Annotated in this window: 8 protein-coding genes and 1 pseudogene; 5 read left to right on the top strand and 4 right to left on the bottom strand. The window is 36.2% G+C overall.

Annotated elements, in window-relative coordinates:
- Positions 1 to 92 precede the first annotated feature (92 nt).
- The 5 genes and pseudogenes from TY10_RS00265 to TY10_RS32395 form a co-directional block, all read left to right on the top strand.
- Positions 93 to 410 carry a hypothetical protein gene (locus TY10_RS00265; RefSeq protein WP_042159315.1) on the top strand — a complete coding sequence of 106 codons (318 nt, stop codon included), beginning with the start codon at positions 93 to 95 and terminating at the stop codon, positions 408 to 410.
- A 1,633-nt stretch (positions 411 to 2,043) separates the two neighbouring features.
- A complete protein-coding gene (locus tag TY10_RS00260; protein ID WP_042159313.1) occupies positions 2,044 to 2,784 on the top strand; it encodes a TrmH family RNA methyltransferase in 741 nt (246 codons plus the stop codon).
- A gap of 2,317 nt (positions 2,785 to 5,101) precedes the next feature.
- Positions 5,102 to 5,398 (top strand): transposase, encoded by a 297-nt coding sequence (locus TY10_RS00250; RefSeq protein WP_052350265.1) that lies wholly within the window; start codon positions 5,102 to 5,104, stop codon positions 5,396 to 5,398.
- A 238-nt stretch (positions 5,399 to 5,636) separates the two neighbouring features.
- Positions 5,637 to 6,215 carry an IS3 family transposase gene (locus TY10_RS00245; protein WP_155985632.1) on the top strand — a complete coding sequence of 193 codons (579 nt, stop codon included), beginning with the start codon at positions 5,637 to 5,639 and terminating at the stop codon, positions 6,213 to 6,215.
- Between the two features lie 130 nt (positions 6,216 to 6,345).
- Positions 6,346 to 6,558 (top strand): annotated as a pseudogene (locus tag TY10_RS32395) (IS256 family transposase); the annotation flags it as partial.
- 225 nt (positions 6,559 to 6,783) lie between these two features.
- Here TY10_RS32395 and TY10_RS00235 read toward each other — a convergent pair.
- From TY10_RS00235 to TY10_RS28520, 4 genes are all read right to left on the bottom strand, one after another.
- A complete protein-coding gene (locus TY10_RS00235) occupies positions 6,784 to 7,482 on the bottom strand; it encodes a thioesterase II family protein (protein ID WP_081735043.1) in 699 nt (232 codons plus the stop codon).
- 104 nt (positions 7,483 to 7,586) lie between these two features.
- Complete coding sequence (locus tag TY10_RS00230; protein ID WP_042159304.1) at positions 7,587 to 9,038, bottom strand: NAD(P)/FAD-dependent oxidoreductase; 1,452 nt, start codon at positions 9,036 to 9,038, stop codon at positions 7,587 to 7,589.
- A gap of 1,573 nt (positions 9,039 to 10,611) precedes the next feature.
- Positions 10,612 to 10,860, bottom strand: a complete 249-nt coding sequence (locus TY10_RS00225; RefSeq protein ID WP_155985631.1) for a transposase — start codon at positions 10,858 to 10,860, stop codon at positions 10,612 to 10,614.
- A 1,313-nt stretch (positions 10,861 to 12,173) separates the two neighbouring features.
- Positions 12,174 to 12,953, bottom strand: a complete 780-nt coding sequence (locus TY10_RS28520) for a helix-turn-helix transcriptional regulator (RefSeq protein ID WP_081735040.1) — start codon at positions 12,951 to 12,953, stop codon at positions 12,174 to 12,176.
- Positions 12,954 to 13,762 lie beyond the last annotated feature (809 nt).

Genomic DNA, 13,762 nt, shown 5'->3' with positions numbered 1-13,762 from the left:
AACAATACACAGTTAGTGAATATTTTCTAATTAAACTTATACTTTTCTTTAATGTGTTGACTTGGTTTTCATAAAATGACAGGAGGTTAGCTGTGACAGAAAAAAATCCGTTTAACAATGATGTAATAAAAAAAATATATAATTCATTAATGACAACTGGAATTCCTGGAGAGGACTTATTGCATGAAGATTTAATCATGAAAAGAAATGGCAACGTTCTTTTCCGGTGTATTAGATTTATTCAGAAAAATGAGCAAAGAATGCTTTTTTATCATGAAGCCTGGAAGGATGAACAGTGCTATAAAAAAAGAACAAAAATTATTGATGGAGATTTGTGTTACATAGGGTTTTTCTTTCAAAAGGAAGATGAGGTTATTAAAAATTTTATTAATTTAAAAGTATTCAAATGATACGATATCAAAAACATAAGGTATTCCGACTGTTCGACAATTAATTGTACATAAATCATTAGACAGATGAATCGTAATATCAAAATGGGGAGATTAATGTTTGTAATCAAAAAAGTTTCTTAGTAAAAATCATACTTTTACTTAAGTGATTGAGCATCCTTTTGAACCCTTATGGTTAGAAAACTTATAATAAAGTTTCACAAGCGCTCAATTCTCTACCTCGAAACATACGACCACGAAATCCCCATTTTTTCGGCTTTCACTATTTCTCTAGCAAGAAGTTCTGCATCTCTTATTCTCGATATATAGAGCTTCAAACGTCGCCAGTTTCTCTTACTAGGCGACAACGACTCAATCGCTTTGTCAGCTCGACAATTTAATATCACACTTAATTTCCACATAGTTTTAGGGATTATAGTTGAAAGAGGATCTCATTTAGTACTTCCTCATCCACTAGTACACCATCACCAACTTTTCTTTACTTGTTCATATTCTTTTTCTTTATTCCATATGAGGATCTAAAAATAATTGAATATTTCAGAAAATAAAGAGTATTCTTTTACGAATTGTCTCCAAATAAAGTATCGTTTCATTAAAATAGTTATATCCAAAAGATGTAGCCTACAATAAATATAGATTTTAGTATTAAAAATATTGTATAATAAATCATTTTATATACTACACATTGGATTTATATTTTTAAGATCACAATTTGTACAACTAAGACTTACACATTTTCCGTTAATTTTATTATCATAAAAGAGGAATTTGTTTTTCGTATTATCATATTCGTAAATCATGACTTTATGAGAAAACTTCGTATTAAATACCCTTATTTATAGGCCTTAATAAAATCTTTTAACCATCAGCATTTCGACGTCAATCTTCGTTCCTGTTCAACTGCAAAAGAACTACTCATCAAAGCTATTCAGTTTAGCTAAAAATAATGTTGCACATTGTGTAACTCTGATCAGGATGTTATTTCGTTAGGAAATGCAAGAAGTCCGAAATATAATCCAACCCCCGCTGCGCAGCGGGGGTTGGATTATAGCTATGGTGTAAGCAAGGCGAAAAGACATACCACACCTTTGCTGTTTGCAGCGTTGTGAATACTATGCGCAATTAGAATGTGAAGATTGTAATTTTCCATCAATTCCAATGAACAAATGCGACAGTAGAATGCCGCCATTATTTCACAAGAAATTTCAGCCTTTATAAGGAGGTATTCTGATTGAATGTAATCGACATCGGACATCCGACTATTTGTCAATCGTTGATTTTAATCAAATCTTCTCCTACTTGTCAAATACTGTGACGGTTTCTATTGTAAAATATTATGTTTCAACATCTAATTATGGTAATCTAGAAGAAGTTTAAGGGGATGAATAGATGATTAGGGAAAGTTGTAGAGATAAGATATTATCATCAATTCGATTATTGTTTCAAACGTAAAGAAAAAAAAGTTTATTTTTAAGGAAATAATTGATTAATACAGAAAAATATACCACTAGTAGTAATATTATTCCTTAATACTGTATAAATACCAATATTACTGTTGGTGTAGTAACACCTGCAAATCTATTTACATTCTTGCTAAGCGGTGGCAATAAATAAAAAAGGGAGAGAAAATACTTTGGCTTATCAAGTATATAAAAAAGACCTAGACTTCTCATATTCTTTTGGTGTTTATCCAACTATCGAATTACTACATCATAGAATAAACGTGGTTAGAAAAGTCCTATTGCATTCTAAAGGTATAAATAATACCGGTGTTGATCTTATACTTGACTTATGTAATAAAGGAAGGATTTCATATGAAGTAAATGATAAACTCATTTATAAACTAACTAAGAAAGAAAATTGTTATGCTGTTGGTATCTTCGAGAAATATAATTCATCATTAATAGAAAATGAAAACCATATATTACTTGCAAATCCAAGTGATATGGGTAATTTAGGTACTATTATAAGAACGATGGTAGGATTTGGCATCAAAGATCTTGGTATTATCAAACCAGGAACAGATGTATTTGATCCCAAAGTAGTAAGAGGTTCCATGGGGGCTGTCTTTAAAATAAATATCAGTTATTTCGACGATATTAATCAGTATGTTTCAAAATTTAACAATAAGTTGTTTTTATTTATGTTAAACAGCAAGATACCTCTCCATTCAACCTTAATTAATACAAATGAAAAATTTAGTCTTGTTTTTGGTAATGAATCGTCTGGGTTGGATGATAGATATCATGATCTCGGTACTAGTCTAATTATCCCCCATAGTTCTGAAATTGATTCTTTAAATCTTTCTGTCGCTGTTGGGGTAGCTATTTATCATTTTAGTCGATTAGAAAGTACATTAGGTTTTGTTACTTAAATTTGTAAAAAAGAAGTAAACTACTCATTTCACTGTAATAAAGCCGGGTTGACTTTACAGGAGTGGAGCAAGCGAAGAACCCTGCACGACGTCGGAGCGCATATCGGGAGCGGACGCTTATGCATCTGCTGATAAGACTGCGCGTGAAATCGACTTAGAAAGAGAAATTAGCGAGCTGCGTCGCGGGAATGAAATTTTCAAGGACGCACTCGGTTTTTTCGCAAAAGACCGGAAGTGGTAAAGGCATGCCAGCTCTATGCTTACATTCGTGAACGACGGGATCGATGGAACGTCATATTACGCTATCCAGCGCATTCTGCTGGCACTGTCATAAATAAAGATCTCGACCAGCTACAGCACCATCTATCGAATGATGAAGAAGTAGGGCCCGCTGAAGAAAGCCAAGTGTCCCCCACAAGGCTTTACACGCGAGGATGCCGCAGCTCAAAAGAGCGAGAACCTGATCCAGAGAGACTTCAAATCCTCAGCACCCAACCAAAAGTAGTTATCGGATATCACCGAAGTTCCTTGTTCAGACGGCAAGCTCTATCTGTCCGCGGTCCTGGATTGTTTTAACGGAGAGATTGTAGGCCTAGCCATGGACGACAAAATGAGAGCTCTGCATCCAAGCCTTTGAGAAGCAAGAAATGCTCGCGGAATGATTTTTCACAGTGATCGGGGCAGTCAATTCACGAGCCATGCATTCCGAATGCGACTAGCTAAACGAGATGCCATTCAGAGCATGAGCGGCACAGGAAGTTGCTATGATAACGCAAGGATGGAAAGCTTTTTTGCTACGCTAAAGAAAGAAAAGCTGTACAAAATCAACACGGAGCGTTATCCGATGGCCGTATGAAATACCGATCATTTTCAGATGCATCATGGTCTACTACAACAGGCGGCGTATCTACACCGCTAATCCAGGGGGCTGGCCGCCAACTATTTATCGCGAAAGAATGCTGTACAAGCAGCAGCTTAATAGCAGGAGTTCTCTGTGAGAGAGGCAGACTGCACTTTTTTTGACAACTCCACAATGGTTCAATTTACACCTAATTTCAAGATGGATGCACAGTCCATGGCACTGATCCTTCTGAGATAGAGTGAGTTACCAGATCAACTCAAACTCCAACTTGATCTTCAGTACACTTGTTGAATTACGATCATCCAGGTTAGAGCTTATACGATCATATAATTAATCGTATCATTAAGGGAGTTATTTTGATTCTCCCTGCTTTTAGATGATTATTTTTCTTCTATTCCGTCAATACCAAGATAACTTAAACTACTAATGCGTTAACATTAACAGTTCATCTAAATAATTAACCTTTGGACTATGTAACATTCTGCACTGTAGAATATTGTGTATAATTTAATTCTGACGGCGTACAATAGTATATGCACCAATATTTGTTAGATAATAAAAATAAAGGTATTCTCGGGATTGCAACATCACTAAAAAGGAACCCTACTCATTGATTACTATACTCAAAGTACGTTGACAAATCTATTTGTCCTGGACAACTATTATATTTTATTCATATAATAGTTGAAATAGCTACTACAAGTGCATTCTTCATAAAATGTATGGCCATATCCTAGACCTGTCGGTCCCACATGACCGTGGCAGCTTGTTTCAAACACAAGTTTTGAGTCTACCAGCAACGTGGCGAATGATTAGAGGAGCGGTTATTCAAATATAAAGGAACGCGAGACGTTGCTTGTTTCATTGAGGACATATTTGGCAGCCACTACACGCCAACCAGCGTCAGCAACATCACCGCGACCTAATCAGAAGATATTCAGCAAATGGCAGGTTAGTCCACTTTTGAAATGCTACTCCAATACATCACGGTAAGTGCAGAAGCTATCTATCTACTTTACCATGATAATCGACGAGAACGATCACCACCAAATCCTTGGTTTCTATACTGGTGGAGACGAAAGCACGAATTGTTGGGAAGAGCTACTGCCGTGTGGGTGCCACAGAGGTCTTACTTTACGTTAGTGACGGCCTGCTTGGACTCGAGATGTTCTTTAACGAGAGATCTTATCCGAAATCCGATGTATAACACTGTAACGTGCACAAGGTGGGTGTCAAATTCGCAATATTCTAGGACATAAGAAGTCTACAACTCGTTTAGCCGCAGGGTGACTTTAGCGGATTTAGACATGGTCAAAGCCAACTCTGGGGAGCTATATTCTAATGAAATGAAATAATGAGAAAACCAGCTCTGCCGACATTACTGCAACTAGAATAAAAAGTGGACACTCGTTAAGTGTAGAAAGATAATAACATTAACGAGGAGAGGTGTTTGGCATGGAAAAGCAATCACGAAACAAATATACAGAAGAGTTTAAGAAACGAACGGTAAAGTACATTCTAGAACAATCCAAAAGCATGCCAGAAATCGCAGGGGAACTGGATATCTCGGCAGGTCTATTGCATAACTGGAAACAAAAATACCGTAGTGAGATTCAAGCAGAGATTCAAACGGAGGTCCAGGCTTCACCCGATAAAATCCGTCATTTAGAACAACAATTGCGTGAAATGGAAGCTGTAAACAAAAGCAAGATCTCGAGAATGCCGACTTACGGGAAGAACTTGAAATCTTAAAAAAGGCGCTACACATCTTCGGGAAAGAAAGGAACTAAGATTTCAGTTCATCGAAAATCATCGCTCCGAGTTTCGATTAGAGAAGATGTGTAGCGTGCTCGATGTATCAAGGAGCGGTTACTATAAGTGGCACTCGGAGATGGGCAATCCGAACAACTATCAGCAACGTCGTAAGGCGCTGGTCGCACGCATTGCCTAGCTTTTTCACGATTCGCTCAATCGTTACGGAAGTCCGAAAATTGCCGCCCTGCTTCGCAAAGAAGGATGGAAGGTTTCGGAGCGTTTGGTTAGCAAACTCATGAAAGAGAACGGGTTGCGTTCTTGCGTATCGAAAAAATTCCGGGTAAACACGACCGACTCTAGTCATGATCAACCCATCGCTCCAAACCTTCTCAACCAGAACTTCAAGACGATAGCACCTAACAAAGTCTGGGTAACTGATATTACGTATATCCCTTGCCGTGAAGGCCGTATGTACTTGGCCAGCGTCCTTGATCTATACACACGCAAGATCGTGGGTTGGAAGCTCGCGGATCGAATGACAAAAGATCTTGTTCTGGCAGCACTAGACCAAGCGTACGAATCACATAAGCCAAAGAAAAAACGGATCCACCATTCGGACCGAGGCTCGCAGTATGCTTCGGAGGACTACCGCAAGCGATTAAAAAAATACAAAATGAAAGCAAGTATGAGCCGTAAGGGGAATTGCTACGATAACGCTTGTATCGAGTCCTTCCACAGTGTACTGAAAAAAGAGTTCGTTTACTGCACGAAATTCAAGACAAAAGCGCAGGCACAACAAGAGATGTTCGAGTAAATTGAACTGTTTTACAACCGGAAACGAATCCATAGTTCGTTGGGGTATTTGTCACCCAATCAATTTGAGTTGAACTATTACAAAAAAGTAAGTTGATACACTTAAGAAGTGTCTACTTTCTTGACAGAGGTCCATACTGACCTTTAATATGTTTCCTGATACGATCAAGGAAGCCATCTATACATCCAACCCTAATGAGAGTATGAACAAAGTGTTTCACAAACGCCTTAAACCAATGAACAGCCTCACTAATATGAATGTTACTCTGAAGATTATCGATCTTCAGAGCAGCGACTACAATGAAAAGTTCGCAGAACGCGTCATCCGAGAATTTGGTATTCCAAAGACGTTCAAACACGTAGAAGAAACTACGCAAAGATGTTCAAAAAAATCGCTATCTCCAGACTTGTTTTACGATGAACCGTGGTTATCCCTCATTCTCCATCTCTTCCATGGAAAACCCTACTTCTTATAATATTTCTTAATGTTACCTTAAATCCATTAACTTCAATACCATATTTTTCACATCTTTCACAAATAATGTGGTCATTATTCTTAGGAACATTACTTATTTTCCTCTTATTAATTGTTTTGTAATACGTTGAATTACTGATTCAGGCTCCTCAATGATAAAAAAGTGCCCCCCCTCTAACATGTGAACATTAAATTCGTTAGTCGTATACCGCTGCCACTCGGATAAATGTTCTTGTTTCACACCCTCATCTTCATTCCCACCAAATACAGTGATCGAGCAGTTTAAAGTCACAACTCTAGGTGTATAGTTTGCTAACAGTTTATAATCCATCTTCAGTATAGGCAGAAATATTCTTTGCAATTCTTGACTAACAATAAAGTCCTTTGAAATACCGTTAAATTTAAATAAATATTGCAGTATATCTTCATCCTTGAGATCATTTAAGCCCGGCTCATCTAAAATAATATGAGGTGGATATCGCCCCGATATAAACAATATATCCGGTTGTTGTATAGCTGAATTCTGAATCAAAATTGCCAATTCATAAGCGAGTAAGGCACCCATACTATGTCCTAAAATTGCATAACGTTCTCCTTTACTTAAAGTTTGGATTATCACTTCATATAAATCTTGTACCGCACAATTAAAGTCCTCACATAGAGGTTCCAACATTCGAACACCTCGACCTGGTAACTCTAGTGGATATATTGAAATACTACTATCCATTTTATTTTTCCATGAAGCAAAAGACGATGAATATCCGCCAAGATGTGGGATACAAAAGAGTTTCATGTAGTCTTAATCACCTATTTTTATTTGATTCAAATACATAGTGTTATCAATTTTATATAAATGATTTATAAATTCAAAAATATTGAAATATTTATTCATTAAAACTATACCAATTCACTTTGTCTCACAGCGTTATAGTACTTATAAAGCATTTTCAAAATGTTTCGATCTTTTGTTGATGCTTCTAGTAGCTCTGCAGGTGGTGTATACACTGAATCGAAGTTTTTAACAAACTTCTCGTATTCTGTATGAAGGTTATATTCTATAAGATTATGCCACCCAGCTGGAATACGCCAATCACTTTCATATCCAGTTGCCAGCATATGTTCCACTGTTTCCTGTATAACTTCATCACGAGTAAGCGGTTGAATAGGTGATCGAACTGGCTTAAACATCTCTAAATCAGAATCAGCAACCTCGCCACAAATCAGCTTTGCCATCTCTCGAGATAAATATGGAGAGAGTGTTAAACCATCTCGATAAGTCCCTGTCATAATCCATAGACCATTAAGATCTGTTTCACCCAAAAGGGGAAATCCATCTAGAGAAACAGGTCTATTTCCTACTTGAATACAATTTATATTACCTTTAGATAAATCTTTTCGCACCTGGCGGTGTGCACATTCTAGAAGAAATATAACATCCTCTATTAAAGGTGCATCTACTACTTTAGGAGAAATAACATTAGTTGCTCCAATATATACTTCCCCCTTACTGCGCGGAAGAAGATGCAACCCACATGCAAAGGCTCTATTTGGCGTCCTAATAACACTATTTGGAGTTGTTCCATCCTTAGTGCTTACCAAAGCTGAAACACCGTAACCACTAACCAATCGTGGTATACGTTCAGCAACATCAGGGATATTATCTAACAAATCCTGTGATTTGACTCCAGCCGCTAATACTATTTTGTTACTAATGAGTCTCTCCCCTGAATCAAGTACTAATGCATCAACTACACCTGCATTAGACTCTATACGAATACCCGAATCAGTTATTAATGTTCCACCATAAGTTATAAATGATTTCTCTAAGTCTTGTAATAATTTAATTGAATTAATTGCATTTTCATTTGGTATATATATTGCCTTTGCAGGACGCGAACCTGAATCTGGATCAAGCCACTTAACATCTGCAGGATTAATATCTTCAAACTGCTCATTATACTCGATCAATGATTTTCGTATTGCTTCGAAGTTCACATCATCTATTTTTGAGTAACCAACGGTATTATGGATTACAACTGTTCCATCTGCAACGCGAATGTCATCAATACTTAAACCATCACCCAACTCATTTAACCAATCATCCCATAACCCTACTGCTCTTACCGCAAATTCATGTTTCAGACGGCCATATTTACTTTTCAGAAGCGTACTTGTTACTTCACCAAAGCACCCTAACATTGCACCTGCAGCTGTAGATGCTGCCCATGGTCTATTAGATTCACCAACTAATGCCACTCGTAATTTTCTTCTTACCAATGTTAGCGCTAAAGATAATCCCAATACTCCATTTCCAACAATAACAACATCAAATGTCTGATTAGTTTTCATACAATACAGATACCTCTTTTCATATTTGAAAATCAAATTTTTTAAAATAATTTATTGTTGACTTGGTTTTCAGATTAATATTTATTTTCTGACGCGAATCTAAAAGACACCAAACAACGAACCTAAAATCTTAAAATTCTTGATGACATTAACTGGATTATTCTCTCTCACATTCTTCTTTATTTTTTCACAACATAATACTTAGATATAATTTTTCAAAATTCCAGATATACTCTCTTATCGTCCTCTAAAAACAAGAAAAAATAACTATCACTTAGTCTCCGTCCTCTAATTATTCAATTGTTATATATTCTTTTATTTACTTAGTTGGGCACTCTTTAATTCCACGTAGTACATAGTAATTACTTATTTAAACAAGACCTAGAGATCCTCAATCTAGCCATATTGGGTGGGGAGAAGAAGATTGTAATAACCGTTACAGCTAATTGATATGATTTACTATTTCTTTCATCAGCAATAAAGCCTATAATCTCAGCCTTCATGATGCTTTCTAATATTGAACTAGTAACAAGTTTTCAACTAGCTCTAAAACTCGTTACTTAATAGTAACACTTGAGTAGAGTTCCTCCTTTCTTGGTGGCATCTCAGTTTAAAAATTATCATTTTTTTGTTGCATGAAAAGGCTACAAATTCTTGTGACACAAACAATTGTACATCATTTTTCAGCCTCAAAAATTCTAAACCATTGTTGAAATTCATCTACAAATATTATATTAAATCCCATATAAGTCAATATAATATGTAAATTTAGATATAAAGTGTAGATCAGATGATTATTGCTTGAGCCTCGCTGATATTCGGTATAAAGTACCTGTACCTTTAGGGACAGATTTGTTACTCTACCAGTAACGTAACAGATTTAGGCTGAGAACCTGACGTAGATATTCAAGAAGTGACTTCTTCTCTTAAGCTTATTGGTTAACATTCACGAATATTTTCTCAAAGAACTCTCTTCTAGGATACGGTGAACCACATCGGCAGCATCAAATCAGTACTGTCTCTCATTAATTCATATAGCTGAAACCCTATTCAGAAGAGGTAGATTTACCAAATAATATATATTATTAATCAACCCAATCAAGACGACTAAATTTAGAGCTCTATCAAGAAAGTCGACAGTAATTTAAGAGAGTTTAGGATATCTTAGATTTGGAAACACGCACTAAACTGCACCGTCGACAGATACCCCAGTAAGTAAACTGTGAAAACGTTTGCGATTGTATAAAAGTTCAATATCCTCAAAAACAGTCTACTTGGCTCGTTCTTTCGTAAGGGATTTTTGCAGTAAATCAGATCTTTATAGTACTCTGTGAAAAGATTCAATATACGCGTTATCACAACAATTCCCTTTACGACTTTTGTTGGCCTGCATGTTGTAGAGCTTCTCCAGTGATTTCTTTAATGACCAGAAAGCGTTGCTGCCGCTCTTGTTTAGATGCGGGCTTCAAGCTACAGTAATAGCCCGATTCGCTGACAGCAAGTACTTCGCACATCTCCTCGACGGTCCATCGATCCCGTCGTTCACGGATGTAAGCATAGAGCTGGCATGCCTTTACCACTCCCGGTCTTTTGCGAAAAAACCGAGTGCGTCCTTGAGAATTTCATTCGCGCTGCGCAACTCCCCTATTTCTCTTTCTGATTCGATTTCACGCGCAGTCTTATCGAAAGATGTACAGTAACGTCCGCTTCCAATACGCACTCCGTCACCGTGTAGGATTCTTCGATTTTTCCATTTCTTAAAATTATAGTAAGCTATACCTAACTGCTCGACGGCTTTCTTTGATCCAATCACATCGCTCAACTTACTGCTTCTTCTCTGAATGCTTTGTCGTGCCGGTTCATTTTCTATCGTCTCCTCGTCAGCTTCCATATACTCACGAGAGTAAAGTCACTTATTCTACGGGCACCTAGGTCTGAGTCCTTCTTGGTTTTCTTTACAGTGTGAGGTAATTGTAATGTCACCAATGGTGATTAGTATAGATGTAAACTTGAAAACTCACCATATACATTTCATAAATGAGCCCTACACTTAGTTCTCTACCTTGCTGTGCTTAACGATCACAATGGACTGATACCAAAAAATGATACTGCGTCGAATCCACAAGTTCAGGAGCATCGCATCAGGATGGGAAGTAGCTCCATTTTCACTGACACTTGGCTCACTATCTGAATACCGAGTGTTGGGCTATGAATTACTTTCCAAGGACAACCAAAAGGAAACCTCTGTAATTGCAAACCATCTGCGATTTGGACGACTCCCCATTAGATGAAAGATAATATGAAGCCCTACAGAGTCTCCCCCATTCATGCTTTCCAGATACAACACTAACCCTACAAGAGATATTTTCTGAATAGGTCATTTTGAAGTTCAACGCATGCGATAAGACTACCACTTATCTGATACGTTCAATATCACCTCGATAGCGTTTATTCAAGAGATCGAACGGAGAAAGAATATGTAAATCAAGTAAGACAAGGGAAAATCATTTCGAAAAATTGAAGAGATCACTGCGTATCTCAAACGCTAGCTCATCCTACCGCCTGGACATGGCTATAAATGCTTCCGTTCAACATCCCGATGACGAAGTTCATCGTCATCCAACAACTCAAATCAAAGGTTAATAATTTCTCTAAATTTATTCTTTCTTCTCTACTTCAATTGTAGTAAGCACACTCATTTCAACAACCTTTGCTTTTAAAAAGTAATAATTATCGATTCTCGTTCGTGTTGTAGAAGAACTATGTTGTGGAATACAGTAACTATAGGGGATTAATGGAGTTTGGTGATAGTATCCTCCACCTGCGGAGTAAATTATTTAAGTATAATAATCCTCAAAGACTCTCTCATTTGGAATGAATATTGTAGTAATAGACTGTTTACCTGTATGAAATCTTGTATCATCACCATAATTTATATTAAATCCATATTATAAATATTTTGAAAAAACAATCAAGAAAACTCTTCATATTCTAACCTGTTGTTGAAGGCTTCTTCCGATTTATCAATTAATGCAATCGAATTCATAAAATCTAATCCAAGTACACATTTTATCACTTAAATTTAGAATTTCAAGATTATTTTGCTTCATACATCTCCATCCTAATTTTCAGATATTATTTGTTTGTTAATTGATATTTACGAACTTCTCTTGGTGTGATACCATAAAATCTTTTGAATAAATCAGCAAATTGTGAATTTGATAAATATCCTAGTTTATTTGCTATTTCGTTTATAGGATCATTTGTTTGTGTTAATAATACCTTTGCCTTAGACATTCTAATTTTCTGTAAATATTTTATTGGAGATATTCTAAATATTTTAGAATATGTATTACTTAAATAAACAGGATTGCATTGTATCAGATCCGCTAGTGTCTGCAAAGTAAGAGGTTCATTGAAATGTTCGCGGATATAACGATTAATTATAATTAATCTAGAATCAATTCTACCTATAGGCGATTTAGAAAGAGGTAGAATTGATTCTATTCTCCCTATTGAATTCATAACTTTAGGAAGGTACCTCATCACGTTCATTAGCATATCATCTAAGCTATGAGGGCAATTTAGCATATGAGTCAATTTACTCAACTCGTCATTATCTGTTTGCTGATCTTTCTTTATAATTACAGGATTTTTGTAAAAATCGCCAAGTGAGTCATCTCTTAATATGAGGCCACATATCGTTGAAAAGTAGTCACTATTATTTTTCAATCGAAACTTGGCTCCCACCAAGACATCTCCTTGTTCCAAAAGTTCTTGGTTATTACGCCATTCGACAAGCATTGTACCTCTTGTAATTAAGTAAATTGAGACTTCTTGTTTTAAATCACAATGATTCGTGCAACCAGGTGCTAACATTTCGTTTGTTTTTATCATATCAATGTTCATTCCCATTCACCTATCACCATATGACATATACATAATATACTATATAAAAACAAATATAGGAACTTATATTTATTTTTTAATGACTTATGTAGTTCGCTAAATTAAACGGGAATTTTATGAATCTATGATTGAATATACGAAAATCTCGCATTACACTTAAAAAATGGCATTCATTTATCAAATAGACTCATCAGATTCGTTCAAGACTGCTCTCATCACTCATCTTCCTTTGTTTACTTGCCATGAAGCGTAGGCTAACAAAGTTGCTACAGTAAACAAGAATTCTATATGAGCATGTTAGTACTCTTTCATAGTAAAGTGACATCTTCCGAAAGCAAGATCTTGCTTTGCCGTACGAAAGAAAGCCTCAATACACCAGCGCTTGCCTTTTTCTCTGGCACTTCATGGCCATCACTAAATATCAAATAGGCCCCTTTGTAAGCAGCTGGACTTTCTGTATCAGCAATTTACAGCGATACCCACAGCATCTATTAAAAGTTTTTTGTTATTAAATTAACGAAAGACTGAAAGTAGTGAAAATTTCGGTATTCCACGATTCAATCGTGGAATACCCTTGCAAAATTAAACTAAAGGGATTATCCCCTATACATACTCAATTCAATATGCACCTCGACTTCCAAGGTTAATAAATCATTTAGAGTTTGTATAGAATGGTTAAACTTATCTAATGAATATTTAGACGTGTAGATATATTTTACAAGTATCGCACGAACTTCGCTCCATTTATAAATGATGGTTTCAACTTTATTAATTAGTGTTGAATCACTAATTTGCAATCTTTCAATCCTATACTT

Source organism: Paenibacillus gorillae (assembly GCF_000513275.1).
In the GTDB taxonomy this organism is placed as follows: domain Bacteria; phylum Bacillota; class Bacilli; order Paenibacillales; family Paenibacillaceae; genus Pristimantibacillus; species Pristimantibacillus gorillae.
This window is presented reverse-complemented; position numbering and strand designations above follow the sequence as displayed.

Excerpts from the sequence above, each read along its gene's own strand:
- TY10_RS00250 (WP_052350265.1), top strand. The coding sequence starts at position 5,102 with ATGGAAAAGCAATCACGAAACAAATATACAGAAGAGTTTAAGAAACGA.
- TY10_RS00235 (WP_081735043.1), bottom strand. The coding sequence starts at position 7,482 with ATGAAACTCTTTTGTATCCCACATCTTGGCGGATATTCATCGTCTTTT.
- TY10_RS00230 (WP_042159304.1), bottom strand. The coding sequence starts at position 9,038 with ATGAAAACTAATCAGACATTTGATGTTGTTATTGTTGGAAATGGAGTA.
- TY10_RS28520 (WP_081735040.1), bottom strand. The coding sequence starts at position 12,953 with ATGGGAATGAACATTGATATGATAAAAACAAACGAAATGTTAGCACCT.